The organism is Ruegeria sp. ANG10, from assembly GCF_040705255.1.
Classification (GTDB): Bacteria; Pseudomonadota; Alphaproteobacteria; order Rhodobacterales; family Rhodobacteraceae; genus Ruegeria.
Genome location: NZ_JBFCVU010000002.1, coordinates 139,111 through 161,426 on the forward strand (window position 1 = coordinate 139,111; position 22,316 = coordinate 161,426).

A 22,316-nucleotide genomic window follows, 5' to 3' on the forward strand; every position below is an offset into this window, starting at 1 on the left:
AAGAAGTGGTCGGGGCGGCAGGATTCGAACCTACGACCCCCTGTACCCAAAACAGGTGCGCTACCAGACTGCGCCACGCCCCGGACCGTGCGCCTTCCTAACGTTGCCATTCTGATTTGAAAAGCCCTAACAGGGCCAAATTGCAGGACCTTGCGAAAAAATTTCGTGCTGCATCTGTGTTCCTGGGGTGATCAGGTAACGCGCCGCCAATCCAGCGTTAATTTCCAGGACGGCATAGACTGAATCTCCGCCTTCGATCAGCGATTCATCCCCGGGAATCGCGTTCTCATGCACATGAACAACAGCGCCTGTTCGATCCAGAAAAATGATGTCCAAGGGAATCAGCGTGTTTCTCATCCAAAAAGCGACTGGCTGCGGCGGATCGAAGACGAACAGCATTCCAGACCGCTGCGGCAGCGACTCGCGAAACATCAATCCACGCGCCCTATCCTGCGGACTGATTGCAAGCTCGACGTTGAAACTGACCTGAGTTTTGTCGTTCCGCAGCCCGACACGATCCACCTGGCACGCAGCCAGCACGTCACCGGCCCACAGCATTGTCACACTTGCAAGAACCGTTAACAGTCTGATCATCTGGTATTATTCGTCCAGTGCCGCTTCCCAGGCCAGGACCTGAGCCGCCATGCGTCCGCGTTTGCCACTGATGACACGCATCGCTAGCGCCTCACCTGGTTGCAGATCGGCCAAACCTGATCGGCGCAGAACTTCGATATGCAGGAACACGTCCTCGTCCCGGCCAAAAACATTGGCAAAACCAAAGCCCTTGCCCTTGTCGAACCATTTCACCCGCGCCGCCTCCAGCGGAGCTTCGGCGATTACAACCGGATCAAGCTCGGCGAAATCCGCCAGCAGCATCGAGTCGGCCCGGGCAGGTGGATCTACACTGATCACTTCAACCGCCTGAACGCCGCGGTCGGTGCGATGTGTCATGATCTCAATCCCTGCACCATCGGCAACCGAGCTTTGACCAAAGTTACGTAACACGTTCACATGCAACAGAATATCCGGGCCGCCTTCGTCAGACACAACGAACCCGTACCCCTTGGCGGGGTCGAACCATTTCACGTGTCCACGAACGCGGTACATATTGTTCAGGTCTTCCGGCACAGCATTCCTATCGCGAAATTTAATAGTTCGTTAAGGGTCCGATGTGTATGGGATTGGCTCGCAAATTCAAGCTGAAAAAATCGTTTGTTTCCTTCGTATTGCATTTCACGATACGCGAACGTCATGGATTCAACCTTTGTACATCCCAAGCCGAGTCTACCTGATCCCGGCGCCACTGGAACCTGTCGTGCAACCGGAATGCACCATCGGCCCAAAACTCGATCTCGGTCGGCACCAGCCTGTACCCGCCCCAAAACGGTGGTCGCGGTGGGTTCGGCCCCAATTTTGCGGTCACCTTTGCAACTTCTGCCATCAATGCAGACCGACTGCTGAGAGGCTGAGATTGTTTCGAAGCCCAAGCCCCAAGACGGCTTTTTAACGAGCGGGACGCATAATATTCATCGGATTGCGCCCCACTTTCTCGGGTTATTGTACCACGAACACGGATTTGCCGCCTCAATGATTTCCAATGCATCACAAAAGCTGCTTTGCCCGCCGAATCCAATTCGGCCGCCTTGGCACTTTCGTAATTGGTATAAAACACGAAGGCTCCGGATTCGATTTCCTTCAACAGCACCATGCGCACGTTTGGCATGCCGTCTGAATCGACAGTTGCCAACGCTATTGCATTGGGATCATTCGGTTCGCTGTCTTTGGCCTCACCCAGCCACCGCCCCGCTATTTCAAACGGATCGGAGCCGGCGAAGATGCCGTCACGCTCGGTCATTTCCATCCCCCGGAAACTAATATCGGCCACCCTAGGGCGAGAACCCGCTGCGGGCAAGAGTACGCGGCCTTGATGCAGCGCATCCAATGGCATAAACCAACGCAACAAATCGCGAAGACAGGCGGAGAACCAAACATGTCAAATCAGTTGATGGCCGGCAAACGCGGCCTCATCATGGGACTGGCCAATGATAAATCGATCGCATGGGGCATTGCCCGCGCTTTATCCGATGCCGGGGCCGAATTGGCCTTTTCCTATCAGGGTGATGCCTTGAAAAAGAGGGTCGATCCGTTGGCAGCACAGCTGGGCAGTGAAATTGTCCTGCCCTGTGATGTGGGTGACGAGGATTCGATTGATGCTCTGTTCTCGGAATTGGAACAGAAGTGGGGCAAGCTGGACTTCGTGGTTCACGCGATTGGTTTTTCCGACAAGAACGAGCTGCGCGGTCGGTACGTCGACACCAGCCGGGCGAATTTCAAGCTGACCATGGATGTGTCGGTCTACTCCTTCACCGCTGTTATGCAGCGCGCGGAAAAGATGATGTCCGAAGGTGGCAGTGCAATCACCTTAACCTATTATGGTGCCGAGCAGGTGATGCCGCACTATAACGTCATGGGTGTTGCTAAGGCTGCGCTGGAAGCGTCGGTCAAATACCTGGCCGAGGATCTGGGCAAAGATGGGATTCGGGTGAACTCGATCTCGGCCGGTCCGATCAAGACGCTGGCCGCCAGCGGTATTGGCGACTTCCGCTACATCATGAAGTGGAACGAGTATAACTCGCCCCTGCGCCGCAACGTGACCATCGACGATGTTGGTAAGTCGGCGCTGTATCTGCTGTCCGATCTCAGCAGTGGCGTCACGGGCGAAAATCTGCACGTAGATTCGGGGTATCACATCGTCGGCATGAAAGCCGTCGACGCCCCGGACGTTGAAAAGGGTTAACGCAATGAGCGCCAAGGACCGCCTGCCCCACGAAAAAGGCTTTCACATCAGTTGGGACCAAATTCACCGCGACTCTCGCGCCTTGGCGTGGCGTCTGGACGGTCAGGGCCCGAATGACGGTGCCTGGCGCGCTGTGGTTGCGATCACTCGGGGCGGCATGGCCCCCGCGATGATCGTCAGCCGCGAGTTGGACATCCGCACCGTCGATACGATCAGCGTGCGGTCCTATCACCATCAAGAACAAGGCGAAGCCGAGGTGCTGAAAGCCCCTGATGCCGTGCTGATGGGAGATGGTGAAGGCGTTCTGATCATCGACGATCTGGTCGACAGTGGCAAAACACTGGAACTGGTGCGCGCGATGTATCCCAAGGCGCATTTTGCCACTGTTTATGCCAAGCCCAAAGGCCGCCCGATGGTGGATACGTTCATCACCGAAGTCAGCCAGGACACGTGGATCTTCTTCCCGTGGGATATGGCCCTGCAATATGTCGAGCCCTATCGCGGCACCGACTGATCTTTTCCTGAACATCTAGGATCTCGCATGACCCGGACACGCACCGCCGCCACCTTCGCCCCTCCGGTGATGGAGGCGCGGCGCTGGCTAGAAGGCGCGAATTTCCCTGACGACCGTCCTTTGATCAATGTCAGTCAGGCCGCGCCGGTCGACCCGCCGCCTTTGGCCTTGCGTCAGGCCATAGCCGAATTTGCGGTGACCGAGGATCGGGCCCATCTGTATGGGCCGGTTCTAGGCAATCCCGACCTACGCAACGAATTGGCGGCGCAAATTGGTCAGCACTATGACGCCGAGGTCGCACCGGATCAGGTCGCAATCACCTCGGGCTGCAACCAGGCATTTGCCGCCACAATCTCGGCCATCACCGACGAAGGGGATGAGGTCATCCTGCCAACGCCATGGTACTTCAACCACAAAATGTGGTTGGATATGGCGGGGGTGCATGCCGTTGACCTGAAAACAGGTGATGATCTGCTGCCTGATCCAGATGCCGCTCGCGCTTTGATCACCGAAAAGACCCGCGCTATCGCGCTGGTGACGCCGAACAACCCGGGCGGCGTGGAATACCCGGCCGATCTGGTGCGCGCGTTCTACGAACTGGCCCGTGAAAAGGGTCTGCGCCTGTTGGTCGATGAGACCTATCGCGATTTCGACAGCCGCAGCGGCCCGCCCCATGATCTGTTCGCGCAGCCCGGCTGGGATGAGACGCTGGTTCACCTCTACTCCTTCTCCAAGGCCTACCGCCTGACCGGTCATCGCGTTGGCGCGATTGCAACGGGTGCTGACCTGTTGTCCGAAGTAGAAAAATTCCTCGATACGGTGGCGATCTGCCCCGGCCAGATCGGCCAGTTCGCGGCCCTTTGGGGCATGCGGAACCTGTCGCAATGGGTCGCCGGAGAGCGCGACGAAATCCTCGATCGCCGCGCGGCTATCCAAGAGCAGTTGCCGAACCTGACTGACAAGGGTTGGCGTCTGTTAGGCTTGGGCGCCTATTTCGCCTATTTCGAACATCCGTTCGATATCCCTTCGGATGAGCTGGCCCGCCGTCTGGTGGCTGAGGCCGGCATCCTTCTGCTGCCCGGGACGATGTTTATGCCGCCGGATGATCCCGCCGGAAAACGTCAGATGCGCATTGCATTCGCTAATCTCGACCGCGCCGGTATTCAGCAATTGTTCGAACGGTTGCAAGCCCTGTCCTTCTGAGCTTGCCCCCCGGCGGTGCGCGTCGTATTCAGGGCCGCAACCGACAGGGCAGTTCCTTGCCACAAGATTAAGAGGGCACCATGGCCGCAGGCATGAAAAACCTATCGAAGACCTTTGTCTGGATTCTCATGGGCCTATTGATGCTGGGCCTTGCGGGCTTTGGCGCAACCAGTCTGACCGGCACCGTGCGCACCGTCGCGCAGGTCGGGAACGAAGAAGTTTCGATCAACCAATACGTTCGCGAATTGCAGCGCGAAATCCGCGCGGTCGAAAGCCAGACCGGCCAGCCCTTGCAAATGTCACAGGCACATGAATTCGGGCTGGACCAACTGGCCCTGTCCCGCCTGACTGCCCTGGCCGCGTTGGACAACGAAGTTGGTGAATTGGGCATTTCGATTGGGGACGAAAACCTGCAAGAGGAAATCGTCGCCATCCCGGCCTTTCAGGGCGTCAATGGCTCGTTTGACCGCGAGGCCTATCAGTTCCAGCTGGAACAGGCTGGCATGACAGATACAGAATTCGAATCGGATCTGCGCAAGGAATCTTCGCGCACCATCGTGCAAAACGCGGTGATCAGCGGGGTTGAGATGCCTTCGCTTTTGACACAGGTGCTGACGGACTATGTTGGCGCACGTCGCAGTTTCACCGTCGCTACAGTCGGGCCTGACGCACTGTCCGCGCCCGTTGCCGCCCCCACGGATGAGCAGATCCAGACTTATTATGATGAGAATCAGGATCAGTTCACCCTGCCCCGCACCAAACAGCTGACTTATGCGATTCTGTCGCCTGACATGCTGTTGGACAGTGTCGAGATCGATGAAGATGCGGTGCGTCGCCTCTATGATCAACGCGCCTCGGAATTCTATCAGCCCGAGCGTCGTCTGGTCGAACGTCTGACCTATCCGAACGAAGCGGATGCCCAGCATGCGATTGCGCAGCTTGAGGTCGGTGGCACCACGTTCGAAAACCTCGTGCGGGATCGCCAGCTAGAGCTGAGCGATATCGACCTTGGCGATGTCACCCGCGAAGATCTGGGTGAAGCCGCTGATGCCGTCTTTGCCGCCGATCTGGACACGGTTGTTGGCCCGCTGCCATCGACCTTCGGCCCCGCGCTGTTCCGTATCAACGGATCGCTGGCCGAAAACAACACGCCGTTCGAAGATGCCGCCCCTGCCCTGCGCGAAGAACTGGCCGCCGACCGCGCGCGCCGTCAAATCGAAGCACAGGCCGAAGACATTGACGACCTGCTTGCCGGTGGTGCGACACTGGAAGAGTTGACCGGCGAGACTGAGATGGAACTGGGTCAGATCGACTGGACCCGCGAAAGCGGTGAGGGCGTCGCCGCCTATGACGGTTTCCGCGCCGCTGCCGAAGCCGTAAACGAAGGCGACTTCCCCGAAGTTGCGTTCCTCGAAGACGGCTCGATCTTTGCTTTGCGTTTGAACGAGGTGTTGCCCCAACGCCCCGAGCCGCTGGAAAGCGCACGTGATCGTGTGGCCGCCGCATGGACGCAGGTGGAAACCGGCAAGGCGTTGGCTGAAAATGCAAATTCCGTTCTGGAGCAACTGAAATCTGACGGCGATTTCACCGCCACCGGCTTGCCGTTCCGGGTTGAAAATGCGCTGACCCGCACCGCTTTCCTTGAGGATGTACCGGCAGATTTCATGGGTCAGGTGTTCGAGATGGAACCTGGAGAACTGCGCGTTATTCCTGGCGACGGCACGGCGTTTGTCGTGCGTCTTGAAGAACTGCTGCCGCCCGCGGAAACTGATGAACTGCGCCAAGTACAGACCGCGCTTGAAGCACAGCTAAATCAAGCGCTGGCGCAGAACATCTTTGACGCTTATGTGCGCGACGCACAGACCCGCGCCCGTCCCGTGATTGACCAACGCGCGCTGAATGCCGTGCAGTCGAGCTATTAAAGAGACCGAATATGGCCCTGACCCCCGAGTTTGACAGCTTCGCCCGCGCTTATGAAGCTGGCGAAAATCAGGTCGTTTACACCCGTTTGGCGGCCGATCTGGATACGCCCGTGTCCCTGATGCTCAAGCTGACGGGCGCGCAGAAAGATGCCTTCATGCTGGAATCCGTGACCGGTGGCGAGGTGCGTGGCCGCTATTCGATCATCGGGATGAAGCCTGACCTGATCTGGCGCTGTCGCGGGGAAACGTCTGAACTGAACCGCTCGGCCCGATTTGATACGGAGGCTTTTGAACCGCAGGGCGGCAACCCGATGGACAACCTACGCGCCTTGCTGGCCGAAAGCCGGATTGAGCTACCCGACGATCTGCCGCAAGCCGCCGCGGGGCTGTTCGGTTATCTTGGGTATGACATGGTGCGTCTGGTAGAGTATCTGCCGGATGTGAACCCAGACCCGCTGGGCCTGCCCGATGCGATCATGCTGCGCCCGTCGGTCATTGCCGTTCTAGACGGCGTAAAGGGAGAGGTCACGGTCGTCTCCCCCGCCTGGGTCGCCGAAGGGCAATCGGCCAAGGCTGCCTATGCGCAAGCTGCTGAGCGTGTTATGGACGCTGTGCGCGATCTGGAACGCGCCATGCCCGCAGAGACTCGCGATCTGGGTGATGCCTCTGAAGTCGCGCCTCCGGTGTCGAACTTCACCAAATCCGGCTATATGGAAGCGGTTGAAAAGGCCAAGGAATACATCCGTGCGGGTGACATCTTTCAGGTGGTTCCGGCTCAGCGTTGGACACAGGAGTTCCCTCTGCCGCCCTTTACGCTCTATCGGTCATTGCGGCGCACAAACCCATCGCCGTTCATGTTCTATTTCAACTTCGGCGGCTTTCAGGTGGTCGGTGCCAGCCCAGAAATTCTAGTGCGTGTCTTTGGCGACGAGGTGACGATCCGCCCCATCGCAGGCACCCGCCCCCGTGGCGCTACGCCCGAAGAGGATAAGGCCAACGAGGTCGATCTGCTTGCCGATAAGAAAGAGCTGGCCGAACACTTGATGTTGCTGGATCTGGGCCGCAACGATACCGGCCGCGTGGCCAAGATTGGCACCGTACGCCCGACCGAAGAATTTATCATCGAACGCTACAGCCATGTGATGCACATCGTGTCGAACGTGGTCGGTGAACTGGCCGAAGACAAAGACGCGCTGGACGCCTTTTTTGCCGGGATGCCTGCGGGCACCGTCTCGGGCGCGCCAAAAGTGCGCGCGATGGAGATCATCGACGAGTTAGAGCCTGAAAAGCGCGGTATCTATGGCGGCGGTGTAGGTTATTTCAGTGCCGGCGGCGACATGGACATGTGCATTGCTCTGCGCACGGCCATCGTGAAGGATCACAAGCTTTATATTCAGGCGGGCGGCGGCGTTGTTTTTGACAGCAACCCCGAGGCAGAGTTTATGGAAACCGTCCATAAATCAAACGCCATCCGCCGCGCTGCTGCCGACGCGTCCCGGTTCACAGGATCGGGCAACACATAAAAAAACGGCGGGCTTTCAGGGCCAGCCGTTTTCCCTGTTCAGAGATTACTGAACTTCTTGCATCATTACGGCAGAGATTGGGGCCATCGCCACACGGCTACCCCGATCTTCAAGCCCCCACAGCAACAAGGCCGAGATAGTGTCAGGGCGCAGACGGCCCAGCATTACAACCGTACCCTCCTGCCCGGCACGAAATGCGGCTTGGTCCAGAAAACGACGCATGATCTTGGGGTCCTGGCGCGCACCGTCGATGTCGCGGAAAATCACCCCTGATGGAATACCGTTACGCGCAGCCAGTTTTTGGACAGTGTTCAGACCATTGTCCTGCGTTATCAGACCACGTCCAGTACCGGCAGCAATCGCGGCCACCTGGTCGGCCAGCTTGCGATTGCCTTGAATGCCCGAATCCACGCCTTCGAGAATACCCACCGTTTCCGGCAGCGTGTCGAGCCATACGGCCAGCGATACTTCGGCATCCTGCGCGCTGGCCGCTTCGTGTAGATCCGCCAGAGCGAGAACCTCGAACCCAGCTTCGCGGTGACGCGCCATCTTTTCAACAGCATCCGGATCAGACGGGCTGACGGCGAAACTCAGCGGATAGGGAAAATCGTGCAGGGCTTCAGCCCCATAGGCACCTTCATCGTCGATCAGAATGATTGACATCAACGGCTTGGATTCGGGGTTTTCGAATTCTGCGGCATAAGCCTCGATCGGTTTGCCCGGAGCGGCGGCCGCTACGTTGGTCGTGCTGACCTCAATAACATCATCACGTTCCGTCAATGGAACGACGCGCGTTCCGACTGTCGGGATTTTGGCGGCATCGTCCGCCCCGCCAATTTGCGGAACCGACGCGATCCGGGGCAGATTGCGCGGTGCTGTATCCTCATCACCTTCTACGGCAATTGGACTGTCGACAAATGGGTTTTCCTCAGTTTCCGGATCAGTGGCTGCGGCGACCTCGGGTTCCGGTTGTGCTGCACTGTCGGAAACAACAGGGTCCGATTTCTGTTCCTCTACTGCAACCTCGGGTTCTGGTTTCGGCTCGGCCTCCACAACCTCGGGCTCTTGTTCGACGGCCGGTTCAGGCTGAGGTTCAGGCACCTCCAGCGACACTTCAGGCAAGGCTTCGGCATTTGGGGATACCTGCGACAGCGGCGGGGCCTGTGGCGCGACCGGGGCCACGGTGGTTGCAATTACAGGAGCTGATTGAGCAACGCTGGGCGCATCGACTTGCGCCGGGTCCAGTTTAACTTCGGGCTGGGCATCGGGCTCAACCTCGACATCTGACAATTCAGCCAGCGTGTCCGTCTGCTCGCCGACAGATTCGGGTGTGGTTGGTGGCAAGTCCAGCACATCGGGATCACCCCCGGTATCAGTGGCGTCGGCTACGGTATCCGGGACCTCAGCCGGAGAGGGTTCAGGCGCAGAAACCGCCACGTTCGGTTTGCTGGTCAAAGGCATGTTCAAAGACAGCACCGCCCCCAGCACAAGAACAGCAACCGTTCCCACGATCATTCCGCCGACAAATCCGCCCATAACAATTGCCTCTCGTCTTGGCCCTGCATCGATCACATGTTCGCCGTCTGCTGCGGCATTTGCTTACCGCAGCGCCAAGAACGGGATGTCCCCTTGACGCTGCCGCGCAAGCCTGAGCATGTATGTCCCGACATTATACCGTGGCTCGGGGTTGCATCGCCAGCCCGAAATGCCCAAGCCGAGACAAGTGCCCAAATGCTGCTGCTGATCGACAACTACGACTCGTTTACCTACAACCTGGTACATTATTTAGGCGAACTTGGCGCCGAGATGGTCATTCGGCGGAATGATGCCTTGGACGTCCAGGAAGCCATGGCCATGAACCCGTCCGGTATCCTGCTAAGCCCTGGCCCCTGTGATCCGGATCAGGCTGGAATATGCCTGGCCCTGACCGAGGCGGCGGCTGAAACGAAAACGCCGCTGATGGGCGTCTGTCTTGGGCATCAGACCATCGGACAGGCCTTTGGGGGCGACGTTATCCGTTGCCACGAGATTGTGCATGGCAAGATGGGCACGATGCACCACACTGGTAAGGGGCTTTTTGCCGGGCTGCCTTCACCATTTGAGGCGACCCGTTATCATTCTTTGGTGGTTGACCCTAACACTCTTCCCGACTGTCTTGAGGTTACAGCAGAACTGGAAGACGGCACCATTATGGGTCTGCAGCACAAAGAATTGCCGATTCATGGCGTTCAGTTCCACCCGGAATCCATCGCCTCGGAGCATGGTCATGCCCTGCTCAAGAATTTCCTGTCTGAGATGAAAGTTCCCGCATGAGCGACGCTCTGAAACCGCTGATCGGAGCTGCCGCTGATCGGCCTCTGACCCGTGCCGAGGCTGAGCAAGCCTTTGGTATCCTGTTTGACGGCGAAGCCACGCCCAGCCAGATTGGTGGGTTACTGATGGCCATGCGTACCCGAGGCGAAACGGTCGAGGAATACGCCGCCGCCGCCGCCGTGATGCGCGCCAAGTGCAATGCCGTCACCGCGCCCGACGGTGCAATGGATATCGTCGGTACCGGAGGGGACGGCAAAGGCACGCTCAATATCTCAACTGCCACGGCATTTGTTGTCGCCGGTGCCGGTGTCACCGTGGCCAAGCATGGCAATCGCAACCTCAGCTCAAAATCCGGGGCAGCGGATGCCTTGGGTCAGTTGGGGATCAACGTCATGGTTGGCCCGGAAACTGTTGAGAACGCTTTGAAAGAGGTCGGTATCGGCTTTATGATGGCGCCGATGCATCACCCGGCCATCGCCCATGTCATGCCCTCGCGGCAAGAGCTTGGTACGCGCACAATTTTTAACATTCTCGGTCCTTTGACCAACCCTGCGGGCGTCAAACGCCAATTGACCGGAGCCTTCAGCCGCGACCTGATCCGGCCAATGGCCGAAACGCTGGGCCTGCTGGGGGCTGACCGTGCCTGGCTAGTCCACGGTTCGGACGGGACCGATGAACTGACTATCACCGGCATCAGTTGGGTCGCCGCACTTGAGGATGGGGGCGTCAAAGAGGTGGAACTTCACCCCGAAGACGCGGGCCTACCGGTTCATCCGTTCGAGGATATCATCGGCGGAACACCCGAAGAAAACGCTGTCGCCTTCCGCGCGCTGCTGGACGGGCAGCCTTCGGCCTATCGCGATGCGGTCTTGTTGAACTCCGCAGCTGCGCTGGTAGTAGCGGACGCTGCAACAGATTTGCGGGATGGTGTCGAAAAAGCCGTCGAAAGCATCGACAGCGGGAAAGCCAAAGAAAAAATCGCGGTACTGGCCCGCATGACTCAGGAGGCCGCATGACCGAGACGGTACTGGACAAGATCAAAGCCTATAAGCTGGAAGAAGTTGCCGCAGACAAGGCTGAGAAGTCCTTGGAAACATTGGAAAGTGAGGCACGGTTCGCACCCGAAGTGCGCGGTTTTGCCGAAAGCTTGCGGAAAGCGACCCGCAAGGGGTATGGCCTGATCGCCGAGATCAAAAAGGCCAGCCCCTCCAAGGGGTTGATCCGCCCGGATTTCGACCCGCCTGCATTGGCCAAAGCGTATGAAGAAGGCGGTGCAGCCTGTCTGTCCGTACTGACCGACACCCCAAGCTTCCAGGGCGCCAAAGAATACTTGACCGCGGCCCGCGCAGCAACGTCGCTGCCGGCCCTGCGTAAGGATTTTATGTACGACCCTTATCAGGTGGTCGAGGCGCGCGCTTTGGGGGCCGATTGTATTTTGATCATCATGGCCTCGGTCGAAGATGGTCAGGCGGCTGAGTTGGAGCAAACGGCCTTTGACTGGGGAATGGACGTTCTGATCGAAGTTCACGACGAGGCTGAACTGGAGCGTGCGACCCAATTGAAAAGCCCGTTGATCGGGATAAACAACCGTAATCTCAAGACCTTCGAGACCACACTTGATACCACGCGTCGCCTGTCGAAACTGGTGCCGGGCGGTCGGACGATTGTCTGTGAAAGCGGGCTGAGCACACCTGAAGATCTGGCCGATATCGCCCGTTACGGCGCGCGGTGTTTCCTGATCGGGGAAAGCCTGATGCGTCAGGATGATGTCACCGCCGCCACCCGGCAATTGCTGGCAAACCCGCTGATACCCGGAGTGATGTAATGCCGTTGACCCATTTTGATGCGCAGGGCCAAGCCCATATGGTCGATGTCTCGGACAAGGCCATCACAGACCGTGTTGCAGTGGCTGCTGGTCACATCAAGATGGCAAAGGAAACCTTTGATTTAATTTCCGAAGGTCGCGCCAAGAAGGGTGATGTTCTGGGTATTGCTCGGCTGGCGGGCATCATGGGGGCCAAGAAGACGCCCGACCTGATCCCGCTGTGCCACCCCTTGCCAGTCACAAAGGTTGCGGTTGAGTTGACCCTGGACCCTGATTTGCCGGGTGTACAGATTGAAGCCACCGTCAAGACCGCGGGCCAGACCGGGGTTGAGATGGAAGCGTTGACTGCGGTCTCAACCGCCGCGTTGACGGTGTATGACATGACCAAGGCAGTTGATAAGGCGATGGAGATCGGCGGCATCCGGGTCCTGCTTAAAGATGGCGGTAAATCAGGCCGTTATGAGGCGAAATGATTACTGTCGAAGAAGCCCGGTCGCTGCTGTTTGATCTTGTTTCCCCGTTAAACGCTGAAACATTACCCCTTGCCGAAGCTGCTGGCCGCGTGCTGGCGCAAGACCTCAGCGCCACGCGCGATCAACCGCCATTTGCGGCCTCTTCCATGGATGGTTATGCGCTGAAATCGACCGAAGTCGAACAACACGCCATGTTCAAAGTTGTTGGCGAATCCGCTGCAGGGCGTCGTTTTGAAGGCACCGTAGGCCCCGGTCAGGCCGTTCGAATCTTTACCGGCGCTCCGGTACCGGAAGGCGCTGATTTCGTTGTTATTCAAGAAGATACGGAACGGCGCGGAGATCTTTTGACGATCACCGACGATCCCGGACCGAAAACAAATATCCGGCCTGCAGGTGTCGACTTTACCGTCGGCACCAAAATTACCGCTCCGCGTCTTTTGCGCCCTGAAGACGTCGCGCTGTTGGCGGCAATGAATATTGCAACGGTGCCAGTCAGGCGTAAACCCGTGGTTGCATTGATTTCGACCGGAGATGAACTGGTTATGCCCGGTGAGATTCCAGGCCCGGATCAAATTATCGCTTCAAACACTTTTGGCCTGAAAGCCATGCTAGAGGATGCCGGCGCACATGTGCGAATTCTGCCGATCGCGCGCGATACTGTCGCGTCCTTGGAAACGGCGTTTGGGCTGGCAAGCGACGCTGATCTGGTCGTGACAATCGGCGGTGCCTCGGTCGGAGAATACGATTTGGTCGCCGACGTTTCTCAGAAATTGGGGATGGAGCGGTCGTTCTACAAAATCCGCATGCGCCCCGGAAAACCCCTTATGGCGGGTCAGTTGGGTGACACCGCGATGGTTGGACTTCCGGGAAATCCAGTGAGTGCAATGGTTTGCGGTTATCTCTTCCTGATCCCCATGTTGCGCCGCATGCTGGGGATCGAAAAAGCCCTGACCCCGTTTCGTCGGGCCAAGCTGGCCGAGCCCATCGGCAAAAACGGCCCACGCGAACATTATATGCGAGCTGTCCTCGGTGAGGATGGCATTCGCGCCTGTACCGATCAGGACAGCTCGCTTCTCAGTGTTCTGGCGCAGGCCAACGCGCTTTTGGTACGTGAGCCGAATGATCCGGCGCGTCCCGCGGGGGATCAGGTTCTTTACCTGCCGATATAGGCCACGTTCAAATCCGTTGACACAAAACGTGAACATGCGTAGAACAAAAGAAAACGCATGACCGACGAGGTGTGAGCAATGCTGACCAAGAAACAGTTGGATTTGTTGGAATTCATCCACAAACGCGTTCAGGCGGACGGTGTTCCGCCCAGTTTCGACGAAATGAAGGCCGCGCTGGATCTACGATCGAAATCCGGCATCCATCGCCTGATCACTGCGCTGGAAGAACGCGGCTTTATTCGTCGCCTTGCCCATCGGGCGCGCGCGATTGAGATCGTGAAGCTACCCGAAAGTCTTGGCGGCGAACCAACAGCCGCTTTCAAACCCCGCGTGATCGAAGGTGACAGGCCCGAAGGCCCCCGCCCCGCGAATTTCGAACCGGTCACTGTGGACGCCTTGGAATTGCCTGTCATGGGCCGTATCGCCGCTGGTGTTCCGATTGAGGCGATCAGCCACGTTTCGCACCGCGTAGCAGTCCCAGGCAGCATGGTTTCGGGTAAGGGTGAGCATTACGCGCTTGAGGTACGTGGCGACTCAATGATCGACGCCGGTATCAATGATGGCGATGTCGTGGTGATCCGTGAAACTCGGGTTGCCGATAACGGCGATATCGTTGTGGCTCTGGTCGAAGATCAGGAAGCGACCCTGAAACGCTTTTTCCGCCGTGGCAATGCCATCGCGCTTGAGGCGGCGAACCCCGCCTATGAAACCCGCGTTCTGCCAGAGGATAAGGTCAAGGTGCAAGGACGGTTGGTCGGGTTGATCCGCAGCTATTGATCCCGTTTGAAATTGCGGTTCTCGGCGATAGCCGGGGACCACAAACGATGGCCGATTGCCTCTCGGCTGGTTGTTATACGTCCTTTTGAAAACGCCAGGCTTCCCGTCTCTTTCAGGCGGTTCGGATCGAAAAGACCGCAATCACCGTTAAGGTTCATCTCAACAGCAGAGACCACGATCTGGTTCTTTTGGCACTCATCGAACCCTTGCGCCGCGCGTTTTCCGGTGATGTGAATCAATTCCTTGCCCTGCCAATCAAAGCGCTGAACAGCGTTTTCTGCATCAGGCCAGCGGCTGGCTGCCTTCTTCTGATCCACCCCGTCGCCGTCGTTTTCCAACCATACCGTAGCGATGAACCCGCTGCCTTTTTCTTTGCTCAGCGCGCGGCCATGTTCGGTCATCACACCCACCAAGCCGCCTGAATCCGCGATCAGGACCTCGGGTCTTTGCCCCTGCCCCCACAACATAAACGCGGACGCAACTGGGATGATCCCAATCCATTTTGCGCGGCCTTGCCACAGCGCCAGCCACAAAGCCCCCAGCGCAAACATGGGCAGCACATAATGTGGCGGACTAACGACATAGCCTTGCGCGCCATCTAGGTTTGATACCCTGTCGGACACGATCAGAATCCACTCCAACCCTAAACCCATGACATTCAATGCGACCGCCTCTAGCCCGAAGGGGGCCAGCAGTGCAGCGACAAAGGCGGCAGGCACCACAATCGTCCCCATCACCGGGACCGAGAGCATATTTGCCAGCAACCCATAGTGCGACATCGTGTTGAAATGCGCCGCCCCTATAGGAGCGGTCGCAAGCCCGGCAATCGCCGAGGACAACAGCAAGCCGGTCACCGGTTTTAGCCATTTCGGACCGGGCATTGGGCCATAGTCTCGCAACTGCCCAAACACCGCGACAAGCGCCGTAGTGGCAGCAAAGGACATCTGGAATCCAGGGCTCAACAACGTTTCTGGCCGTAGAATCAACACGATTAGCGCGGCCACGGCAACGGCGCGCAAGGAAATCGCACGACGGTCGATCAGGATCGCCCCAAGCATAACACTGGCCATAACGAAAGCGCGTTCCGTTGCAACGTTGCCTCCGGACAACAGCAGATAGATGACGGCCGCGATCAACGCACAAATTGCCGCCAGCTTACGAACAGGCAGCCTTAAGGCCACTGAGGGAATCGCAGACAAACCCAACCGGAACACCAGAAAAACAAACCCCGTCAGCAATCCCATGTGAAGCCCGGAAATCGCTAGCAGATGCGCCAAGTTCGAGGCGCGCAGGGATTTTAGCGTCTCTTGCCCCATTCCGCTGCGGTCTCCGGTCGTGACGGCGGCTGCGAACCCGCCGATCTCTCCGGGCAGGATCGCGCGTACCCTTTCCGAGATGGCCATACGCCAGGCTGTTATCCGGACCCCTTCGGTCGCGTCAGTTGCGGGCGCAATGGTCATCACCGGCACCCGGGTGTAGCCAACGGCACCCAGCCCTTGAAACCAAGCGTGACGGCGGAAATCAAACCCACCGGGTTCAACCGGCCCTTGCGGCGGAGAGAGATGCCCGGTGGTCATGATCCTCTGCCCAGGCGTCAGAGAAACCGATCCTCCGTGCAGTGAAAGCCGGACGCGCTGCGGTCTGCGGTCTGCGGGCACATCCCCTATACGCACCCGATCCAGCGTGACCCGCAACGCGTCCGACGCAGAGCGATCCATGGCTACAACCCGCCCCTCGATCGGGCCGTAATATCGCCAGGACAGGACCGGCTCTGCAACCGAATGGGCTCGTGCGCCGGCCAGTACAAAACCGGACGCGATCAGTGCCCCCCCGATAGCCAACGCAGCCCAACCTGTGCGCCGCGCGCGGCCAATCCAGACCAGCACAGCGATCACAAGCAAAAGACAGGCATAGACCTGCCATTCCGGTTCAAACCGAAGGCTGAAATAGAGGCCAACACCAACTGCCAGACAAATCGGAGACCACTGGAACAAATACCCTGTCTGGTTCAGCAAAGCGGCGTCGACCCGTGCCAGAACACGCATGGTTGCCCCCGTCCTTCGGGCTCGTTAGACAGACGCCAAACTATGCCCGACACGGTTACCAAAAGGTTAATCCACACAATGTCCGATCAGGTCGTCACCCGTTTCGCCCCCTCGCCCACCGGTTTTTTGCATATCGGCGGCGCACGTACTGCGTTGTTCAACTGGCTCTATGCTCGTGGACGTGGCGGCAAATTCCTGCTGCGCATCGAGGACACGGATCGCGAACGTTCAACACCTGAGGCTACAGCGGCAATTCTGCAAGGCATGGAATGGCTTGGCCTGGATCACGACGGTGATGTGATCAGCCAGTTCGAGGGCGCCGCACGCCATGCCGAGGTGGCGTATCAGCTGCTTGCCGAAGGTAAAGCCTATAAGTGTTTTTCAACCCAGGATGAAATTGCAGCCTTTCGCGAGCAGGCCCGCGCCGAAGGCAAATCCACCCTGTTTCGCAGCCCCTGGCGTGACGCGGATCCGGCCACCCATCCCGATGCACCTTTTGTAATCCGTATCAAGGCCCCACAGGACGGCGCCACTGTGATCCGCGATCAGGTGCAGGGCGATGTGACCATTCGCAACGATCAGCTGGACGACATGGTCCTTTTGCGCTCGGACGGTACACCAGTTTATATGCTGGCTGTGGTGGTGGATGATCACGACATGGGCGTGACGCATGTGATCCGGGGCGACGATCACCTCAACAACGCCGCGCGCCAGATGATGATCTATGAGGCGATGGGCTGGGACGTTCCGGTATGGGCACATATCCCGCTGATTCACGGACCAGACGGTAAGAAACTGTCGAAACGTCACGGTGCCTTGGGCGCACAGGAATATCAGGCGATGGGCTATCCGGCCGCCGGCATGCGCAACTATCTCGCGCGTCTGGGCTGGAGCCACGGCGACGATGAGTTTTTTACCGACGATCAGGCCAAAGAGTGGTTTGATTTGGACGGAATCGGCAAAAGCCCAGCCCGCTTTGACCTGAAAAAGCTTGAGAATCTCTGCGGGCAGCATATCGCGACTTCAGATGACGCTGCGCTGCGGCATGAAATCGAAGCTTATCTGAATGCCGCGGGCCTTCCTGCTCTCACTCAGACACAATCTAGTGTTCTAGAACGTGCGATGTATTGTCTAAAGGATCGCGCCCGAACCTTCCCGGAATTGCTTGAAAAAGCTCACTTTGCGTTGATTTCCCGTCCGATTGAGCAGGATGAAAAAGCGGCAAAAGCACTGCAAACAGTATCCGACGGTATACTAAGTGAATTGACGCCGCATGTGCAAAATGCTAGCTGGTTGCGGAACGAGCTGGAGGAAACCCTCAACGCCTTTGCAGAAGCGAAAGGCATCAAGTTCGGCAAGCTGGCTGGGCCCTTGCGGGCGGCTTTGGCGGGTCGGGCAGTGACTCCTTCGGTGTTTGACATGATGCTTGTGCTGGGGCGTGAAGAAACCTTGGCACGGCTTTCCGACGCAGCAAAGTAACCCTGGCTTAATATTCAGGTAACGCTGCTTCGTTACGACCGGTCAACACTTTGGTGTGTGACCGCTGACCGCGCGCAGGCCGCTCACCCGGCGTGCTCATGAACGAAGAAGGGACAACGATGACCGACAGCAAAAAAACAGCCACTCTTACCGTACATGGTGAAAATTACGAGTTGCCGGTTCACTCGCCAACCGTTGGCCCGGATGTGATCGACATTCGCAAACTGTACAGTGATGCGGGTGTGTTCACCTATGATCCGGGCTTCACCTCAACCGCCAGCTGCGACAGCACCATCACCTATATCGACGGCGATAAGGGTGAACTGCTGCACCGCGGCTATCCGATCGACCAACTGGCCGAGAAATCGCACTTCCTCGAAGTGTGCTATCTGTTGCTGTACGGAGAGTTGCCAGTAGCAAAAGATCTGGAGAAGTTCGAGACCACGATCACTCGCCACACCATGATGCACGAGCAGATGCAGTATTTCTATCGCGGTTTCCGTCGCGATGCGCATCCTATGGCAATTATGGTCGGCGTCGTCGGTGCAATGTCGGCTTTCTATCATGACTCGACAGATATTCATGACCCGCGTCAGCGCGAGATTGCGTCGCACCGTCTAATCGCCAAGATGCCGACCATCGCAGCCTGGGCATACAAGTATCACACCGGTCAGCCCTTCGTATATCCGCGCAACGATCTGGATTATGCGTCGAACTTCCTGCGCATGTGCTTCAGTGTTCCGGCTGAAGAGTATGATGTTAACCCGATCCTCAGCCGCGCGATGGACCGCATCTTTACCCTGCACGCGGATCATGAACAGAACGCGTCGACCTCGACCGTGCGTCTGGCCTCAAGCTCGGGTGCGAACCCGTTTGCCTGTATCGCGGCTGGAATCGCCTGTCTATGGGGTCCGGCCCATGGTGGTGCCAACCAGGCGTGTCTGGAGATGCTGGAAGAGATCGGTTCAGTGGATCGCATCCCTGAATACATTGCCCGTGCCAAAGACAAGGACGATCCGTTCCGCCTGATGGGCTTTGGCCACCGCGTTTACAAAAACTTTGACCCACGCGCCAAGGTGATGAAGCAATCCGCTGACGAAGTGCTGGATCTGCTGGGCATCGAAGACAATCCAAAACTGCAGGTCGCCAAAGAGCTTGAGCGAGAAGCGCTGGAAGATCCGTATTTCGCCGAGAAAAAGCTGTTCCCGAATGTCGACTTCTATTCGGGTATCATTCTCGAGGCGATGGGTTTCCCAACCTCGATGTTTACGCCGATCTTTGCCCTGTCGCGCACCGTTGGCTGGGTCAGCCAATGGAAAGAGATGATCGCCGATCCACAGAACAAGATCGGTCGTCCGCGCCAGCTGTATCTGGGCGAAACCATGCGTGATTACGTGGATATCGAAAACCGCTGATTGCTACGATGAAATGCTTAAGCCCCGGACCTGCGTCCGGGGCTTCATTTATAGTAAGCTCAACTGATCGCCGATCTGAGCCGGGCGGGCAAACAGGTCGCATCGCAAGGGCGGTGTCCGCGTTACAAGGCCCAGGCGCTTGACCGCCAAGGCAAACCGTTTGGCAATCAGCCCGGCATATTCACCCTCACCCCGCATCCGGTGGCCCCAGCGTGGGTCATAGTCCCTGCCCCCATGCATCTCGCGCAGCTTGGACATGATCTTTTCCGCCCGCGTGGGTTCGTGATCTTTCAACCATTCCTGCCACAACGCAGATACTTCACGCGGCAAGCGCAACATGATCCAACTGGCAGCATCCGCCCCCGCCTCACGTCCCGCCTCAAGCAGATGTTCCAACTCATGATCCGTCAGGCCAGGCACTATGGGTGACGTCATGACCCGCACCGGCACCCCAGCTTCGGTCAAGCGGCGTATCATGGCCAATCGGCGCAGTGGTGAGGGCGCGCGCGGCTCCATCCGACGGGAAAGATCAGCATCCAGAGTGGTCAGGGATATCCCGACCCGCACCAACCCTTGCTGAGCCATGGGCGCCAGGATGTCCAAGTCCCGTTCGACCAAGGCCCCCTTGGTGACGATGGCGATGGGGTGATTGAATTCTTGCAGAACCGACAGGCAGCCTCTTGTAATCGCGCGGGTTTTCTCAATCGGTTGGTAAGGGTCCGTGTTGGTGCCCAATGCAATGGGCGCAACGTTGTACCCTTTGGCCGACAACTCCTTGCGCAGGATATCCGCTGCGTTTGGCCGCGCGATCAATCGTGTTTCGAAATCCAGCCCCGGCGACAGCCCAAGATAGGCATGGGTCGGGCGGGCGAAACAATAGACACAACCATGCTCACACCCGCGATACGGGTTGATCGAGCGATCAAACGGCAAGTCCGGCGAACGATTATAGGTAATTAGGCTGCGCGCTACCTCGCCCCGAACATCGGTTCGCAAAGGCGGCAGATCCTCGTCGATATCCCAGCCATCGTCACAAGGGATGGTGTCGAATTGTTCGAACCGTCCAGCGGCATTTGTGGCGGCTCCTCGGCCGCGAATATGCGGTGCAACCATATTTGTTCTCTATATGTTCTCAATATTGGGTATATCGACAATCCAGAATACCCGCAAGCGCAGCATTCGAGGCCACGCAGATATCAACCGCGTGGTTATCCACCAGTAAAATGAACCAGATGCAGGATCATCTTGCAGATAATTCTGTCGAGTGATCCGAAAATTTGACGTATAGGTCGGTCCCGAAACGACTGAGGTCGCAATCGTCACAGTCAAACTGCGACGTTTTGGCCAAAACGGAAAAAATGCCACCACGGGCCTATGGCTCGCACAGCTCAGGGAAACGCCCCATGTCTGAAGAAGAAGACATCGTCCTGTCCGAACTAAATGACGACGAACTTGTCGAGCAGATGTTCGACGATCTTTATGACGGCCTGAAAGAAGAGATCGAAGAAGGTGTGAACATCCTGCTGGAACGCGGATGGACGCCTTACGACATCCTGACCAAAGCTCTGGTCGGTGGCATGACCATCGTGGGCCATGACTTCCGCGACGGCATCCTTTTCGTGCCCGAGGTTCTGCTGGCCGCAAACGCCATGAAGGGCGGTATGTTCATTCTCAAGCCGCTGCTGGCCGAAACCGGCGCACCGCGCGTGGGTAAGATGGTGATCGGGACAGTCAAAGGCGACATCCACGACATCGGCAAGAACCTTGTGTCGATGATGATGGAAGGCGCTGGCTTTGAAGTGGTCGATATCGGTATCAACAACCCGGTCGAGAACTATCTGGAAGCGCTGGAGACCGAAGAGCCGGATATTCTGGGTATGTCCGCCCTGCTGACCACGACCATGCCTTACATGAAGGTTGTGATCGATACGCTGGTCGAACAAGGTAAGCGCGAAGACTATATCGTTCTGGTTGGCGGCGCGCCGCTGAACGAGGAATTCGGCAAAGCCATCGGTGCGGATGCTTATTGCCGTGACGCAGCCGTTGCGGTTGAAACCGCCAAGGATTTCGTCTCACGCAAGCACAACCAACTGGCCGGTTAACCGGACGCGCAGGTTTTTCTGGGGCCGTCCGGGTTTCGGGCGGCCTTTTTTTGTTACACTTACAGTCGCGTAGATTCCGAGAGGCACCCAATGCAGCAGGACAATTTGCCAGATGATGCCAGCCTGACGACCAAGGGCTACGAATCCGGTGAACACGGACGGATCCTGCTGTTGGCTTGCGGTGCGCTGGCGCGTGAGATTCTGGACCTGAAGCAACGCAATGGCTGGGATCACATGGCGCTGACCTGCCTGCCCGCGATTTTTCACATCCAGCCTGACAAGATCATTCCGGCGGTGCAGGAGGCCGTTGCCAAACACCGTGACGACTATGACCAGATCTTTGTGGTCTATGCCGATTGCGGAACGGGTGGCCTGCTGCAGAAAGCCTGCGAAGACTTGGGCGTCGAGATGGTCAAAGGCCCCCATTGTTATTCCTTCTTCGAAGGAAATCAGGCGTTTGAAGCCCATAGTGATGAGGAAACCACTGCCTTTTACCTGACCGACTTTCTAGCCCGACAGTTCGATGCCTTTGTATGGAAACCGCTGGGGCTGGACCGACACCCCGAGTTGCTTAGCATGTATTTCGGCAACTACACCAAGCTGGTCTATCAGGCGCAAATTGACGATCCGGACCTGACGGCCCGTGCCCGGGAATGTGCCGAGCGGATGGGGTTGGAATTCGAACGTCGCGTGACCGGCTATGGCGATTTGGAAACCACCCTGACCGATTGGGCAAAACGTAAGCCGAAAGCCTGAATA

At 57.8% G+C, this 22,316-nt stretch carries 21 protein-coding genes and 1 tRNA gene; 15 read left to right on the forward strand and 7 right to left on the reverse strand.

Annotated elements, in window-relative coordinates; all coding sequences use genetic code 11:
- Window positions 1-6 precede the first annotated feature (6 nt).
- The 4 genes from AB1A64_RS04710 to pdxH form a co-directional block, all read right to left on the reverse strand.
- Window positions 7-83, reverse strand: a tRNA-Pro gene (locus AB1A64_RS04710).
- Window positions 84-126: 43 nt separating this feature from the next.
- Window positions 127-594: a DUF192 domain-containing protein gene (locus tag AB1A64_RS04715; protein WP_366550368.1), complete on the reverse strand. Its 468-nt coding sequence runs from the start codon at window positions 592-594 to the stop codon at window positions 127-129.
- 6 nt (window positions 595-600) lie between these two features.
- A complete protein-coding gene (locus tag AB1A64_RS04720) occupies window positions 601-1,128 on the reverse strand; it encodes a cold shock domain-containing protein (RefSeq protein ID WP_366550369.1) in 528 nt (175 codons plus the stop codon).
- A 121-nt stretch (window positions 1,129-1,249) separates the two neighbouring features.
- Complete coding sequence (gene pdxH / locus AB1A64_RS04725; protein ID WP_366550370.1) at window positions 1,250-1,855, reverse strand: pyridoxamine 5'-phosphate oxidase; 606 nt, start codon at window positions 1,853-1,855, stop codon at window positions 1,250-1,252.
- A 135-nt stretch (window positions 1,856-1,990) separates the two neighbouring features.
- Here pdxH and fabI point away from each other — a divergent pair, with 135 nt between their 5' ends.
- The 5 genes from fabI (at window position 1,991) to trpE (ending at window position 7,959) form a co-directional block, all read left to right on the forward strand.
- Window positions 1,991-2,797, forward strand: coding sequence for an enoyl-ACP reductase FabI (gene fabI, locus AB1A64_RS04730; RefSeq protein ID WP_170348819.1), 807 nt, complete (start codon window positions 1,991-1,993; stop codon window positions 2,795-2,797).
- Window positions 2,798-2,801: 4 nt separating this feature from the next.
- Window positions 2,802-3,311 carry a xanthine phosphoribosyltransferase gene (gene gpt, locus AB1A64_RS04735; RefSeq protein WP_366550371.1) on the forward strand — a complete coding sequence of 170 codons (510 nt, stop codon included), beginning with the start codon at window positions 2,802-2,804 and terminating at the stop codon, window positions 3,309-3,311.
- Between the two features lie 27 nt (window positions 3,312-3,338).
- Entirely contained in the window at window positions 3,339-4,514 is a 1,176-nt protein-coding gene (locus AB1A64_RS04740; RefSeq protein ID WP_366550372.1) for an aminotransferase, read from the forward strand.
- A gap of 80 nt (window positions 4,515-4,594) precedes the next feature.
- Window positions 4,595-6,436, forward strand: coding sequence for a peptidyl-prolyl cis-trans isomerase (locus AB1A64_RS04745; protein WP_366550373.1), 1,842 nt, complete (start codon window positions 4,595-4,597; stop codon window positions 6,434-6,436).
- 11 nt (window positions 6,437-6,447) lie between these two features.
- Window positions 6,448-7,959 (forward strand): anthranilate synthase component I, encoded by a 1,512-nt coding sequence (trpE, locus tag AB1A64_RS04750; RefSeq protein WP_366550374.1) that lies wholly within the window; start codon window positions 6,448-6,450, stop codon window positions 7,957-7,959.
- Between the two features lie 45 nt (window positions 7,960-8,004).
- Here the strand turns inward: trpE and AB1A64_RS04755 are convergent, their stop codons facing one another.
- Window positions 8,005-9,495, reverse strand: coding sequence for a divergent polysaccharide deacetylase family protein (locus AB1A64_RS04755; protein WP_366550375.1), 1,491 nt, complete (start codon window positions 9,493-9,495; stop codon window positions 8,005-8,007).
- A 195-nt stretch (window positions 9,496-9,690) separates the two neighbouring features.
- Between AB1A64_RS04755 and AB1A64_RS04760 the strand changes: the two genes are divergently transcribed.
- From AB1A64_RS04760 to lexA, 6 genes are all read left to right on the forward strand, one after another.
- Window positions 9,691-10,272 carry an aminodeoxychorismate/anthranilate synthase component II gene (locus tag AB1A64_RS04760; RefSeq protein ID WP_366550376.1) on the forward strand — a complete coding sequence of 194 codons (582 nt, stop codon included), beginning with the start codon at window positions 9,691-9,693 and terminating at the stop codon, window positions 10,270-10,272.
- Window positions 10,269-11,288 (forward strand): anthranilate phosphoribosyltransferase, encoded by a 1,020-nt coding sequence (gene trpD, locus AB1A64_RS04765; RefSeq protein WP_366550377.1) that lies wholly within the window; start codon window positions 10,269-10,271, stop codon window positions 11,286-11,288. Before AB1A64_RS04760 ends, trpD begins: the two co-directional genes overlap by 4 nt.
- On the forward strand, window positions 11,285-12,097 hold the full coding sequence (trpC, locus tag AB1A64_RS04770) for an indole-3-glycerol phosphate synthase TrpC (protein ID WP_366550378.1): 813 nt from the start codon (window positions 11,285-11,287) through the stop codon (window positions 12,095-12,097). Before trpD ends, trpC begins: the two co-directional genes overlap by 4 nt.
- Window positions 12,097-12,570: a cyclic pyranopterin monophosphate synthase MoaC gene (gene moaC, locus AB1A64_RS04775; protein WP_366550379.1), complete on the forward strand. Its 474-nt coding sequence runs from the start codon at window positions 12,097-12,099 to the stop codon at window positions 12,568-12,570. Before trpC ends, moaC begins: the two co-directional genes overlap by 1 nt.
- Window positions 12,567-13,739, forward strand: coding sequence for a gephyrin-like molybdotransferase Glp (glp, locus tag AB1A64_RS04780; RefSeq protein ID WP_366550380.1), 1,173 nt, complete (start codon window positions 12,567-12,569; stop codon window positions 13,737-13,739). The genes moaC and glp overlap by 4 nt, the downstream gene beginning before the upstream one ends.
- A 78-nt stretch (window positions 13,740-13,817) precedes the next feature.
- The gene (lexA, locus tag AB1A64_RS04785) at window positions 13,818-14,516 is read left to right on the forward strand and encodes a transcriptional repressor LexA (protein ID WP_170348829.1); all 699 of its coding nucleotides are present in this window, start codon (window positions 13,818-13,820) and stop codon (window positions 14,514-14,516) included.
- On the opposite strand, the gene AB1A64_RS04790 is transcribed toward lexA, so the two are convergent.
- The gene (locus AB1A64_RS04790) at window positions 14,510-16,561 is read right to left on the reverse strand and encodes a ComEC/Rec2 family competence protein (protein WP_366550381.1); all 2,052 of its coding nucleotides are present in this window, start codon (window positions 16,559-16,561) and stop codon (window positions 14,510-14,512) included. The two genes, lexA and AB1A64_RS04790, sit on opposite strands and share 7 nt — an antisense overlap.
- Before the next feature lie 78 nt (window positions 16,562-16,639).
- Here AB1A64_RS04790 and gltX point away from each other — a divergent pair, with 78 nt between their 5' ends.
- Together gltX and gltA are read left to right on the forward strand one after the other, a co-directional pair.
- Entirely contained in the window at window positions 16,640-18,040 is a 1,401-nt protein-coding gene (gene gltX, locus AB1A64_RS04795) for a glutamate--tRNA ligase (protein WP_366550762.1), read from the forward strand.
- A gap of 119 nt (window positions 18,041-18,159) precedes the next feature.
- Window positions 18,160-19,455: a citrate synthase gene (gene gltA / locus AB1A64_RS04800; RefSeq protein ID WP_170348831.1), complete on the forward strand. Its 1,296-nt coding sequence runs from the start codon at window positions 18,160-18,162 to the stop codon at window positions 19,453-19,455.
- Window positions 19,456-19,503: 48 nt separating this feature from the next.
- On the opposite strand, the gene AB1A64_RS04805 is transcribed toward gltA, so the two are convergent.
- Complete coding sequence (locus AB1A64_RS04805; RefSeq protein WP_366550382.1) at window positions 19,504-20,568, reverse strand: PA0069 family radical SAM protein; 1,065 nt, start codon at window positions 20,566-20,568, stop codon at window positions 19,504-19,506.
- Window positions 20,569-20,858: 290 nt separating this feature from the next.
- On the opposite strand from AB1A64_RS04805, the gene AB1A64_RS04810 reads away from it, so the two are divergent.
- Both AB1A64_RS04810 and AB1A64_RS04815 read left to right on the forward strand, forming a co-directional pair.
- Window positions 20,859-21,557 (forward strand): B12-binding domain-containing protein, encoded by a 699-nt coding sequence (locus AB1A64_RS04810; RefSeq protein WP_170348833.1) that lies wholly within the window; start codon window positions 20,859-20,861, stop codon window positions 21,555-21,557.
- Window positions 21,558-21,647: 90 nt separating this feature from the next.
- Window positions 21,648-22,313 carry a DUF1638 domain-containing protein gene (locus AB1A64_RS04815; RefSeq protein WP_366550383.1) on the forward strand — a complete coding sequence of 222 codons (666 nt, stop codon included), beginning with the start codon at window positions 21,648-21,650 and terminating at the stop codon, window positions 22,311-22,313.
- Window positions 22,314-22,316 lie beyond the last annotated feature (3 nt).

What these genes read in the sequence shown, in the direction of transcription:
- AB1A64_RS04715 (WP_366550368.1), bottom strand. Translation starts at nt 594, where the DNA reads ATGATCAGACTGTTAACGGTTCTTGCAAGTGTGACAATGCTGTGGGCC.
- pdxH (WP_366550370.1), bottom strand. Translation starts at nt 1,855, where the DNA reads ATGACCGAGCGTGACGGCATCTTCGCCGGCTCCGATCCGTTTGAAATA.
- fabI (WP_170348819.1), top strand. Translation starts at nt 1,991, where the DNA reads ATGTCAAATCAGTTGATGGCCGGCAAACGCGGCCTCATCATGGGACTG.
- gpt (WP_366550371.1), top strand. Translation starts at nt 2,802, where the DNA reads ATGAGCGCCAAGGACCGCCTGCCCCACGAAAAAGGCTTTCACATCAGT.
- AB1A64_RS04740 (WP_366550372.1), top strand. Translation starts at nt 3,339, where the DNA reads ATGACCCGGACACGCACCGCCGCCACCTTCGCCCCTCCGGTGATGGAG.
- AB1A64_RS04745 (WP_366550373.1), top strand. Translation starts at nt 4,595, where the DNA reads ATGGCCGCAGGCATGAAAAACCTATCGAAGACCTTTGTCTGGATTCTC.
- trpE (WP_366550374.1), top strand. Translation starts at nt 6,448, where the DNA reads ATGGCCCTGACCCCCGAGTTTGACAGCTTCGCCCGCGCTTATGAAGCT.
- AB1A64_RS04755 (WP_366550375.1), bottom strand. Translation starts at nt 9,495, where the DNA reads ATGGGCGGATTTGTCGGCGGAATGATCGTGGGAACGGTTGCTGTTCTT.
- AB1A64_RS04760 (WP_366550376.1), top strand. Translation starts at nt 9,691, where the DNA reads ATGCTGCTGCTGATCGACAACTACGACTCGTTTACCTACAACCTGGTA.
- trpD (WP_366550377.1), top strand. Translation starts at nt 10,269, where the DNA reads ATGAGCGACGCTCTGAAACCGCTGATCGGAGCTGCCGCTGATCGGCCT.
- trpC (WP_366550378.1), top strand. Translation starts at nt 11,285, where the DNA reads ATGACCGAGACGGTACTGGACAAGATCAAAGCCTATAAGCTGGAAGAA.
- moaC (WP_366550379.1), top strand. Translation starts at nt 12,097, where the DNA reads ATGCCGTTGACCCATTTTGATGCGCAGGGCCAAGCCCATATGGTCGAT.
- glp (WP_366550380.1), top strand. Translation starts at nt 12,567, where the DNA reads ATGATTACTGTCGAAGAAGCCCGGTCGCTGCTGTTTGATCTTGTTTCC.
- lexA (WP_170348829.1), top strand. Translation starts at nt 13,818, where the DNA reads ATGCTGACCAAGAAACAGTTGGATTTGTTGGAATTCATCCACAAACGC.
- AB1A64_RS04790 (WP_366550381.1), bottom strand. Translation starts at nt 16,561, where the DNA reads ATGCGTGTTCTGGCACGGGTCGACGCCGCTTTGCTGAACCAGACAGGG.
- gltX (WP_366550762.1), top strand. Translation starts at nt 16,640, where the DNA reads ATGTCCGATCAGGTCGTCACCCGTTTCGCCCCCTCGCCCACCGGTTTT.
- gltA (WP_170348831.1), top strand. Translation starts at nt 18,160, where the DNA reads ATGACCGACAGCAAAAAAACAGCCACTCTTACCGTACATGGTGAAAAT.
- AB1A64_RS04805 (WP_366550382.1), bottom strand. Translation starts at nt 20,568, where the DNA reads ATGGTTGCACCGCATATTCGCGGCCGAGGAGCCGCCACAAATGCCGCT.
- AB1A64_RS04810 (WP_170348833.1), top strand. Translation starts at nt 20,859, where the DNA reads ATGTCTGAAGAAGAAGACATCGTCCTGTCCGAACTAAATGACGACGAA.
- AB1A64_RS04815 (WP_366550383.1), top strand. Translation starts at nt 21,648, where the DNA reads ATGCAGCAGGACAATTTGCCAGATGATGCCAGCCTGACGACCAAGGGC.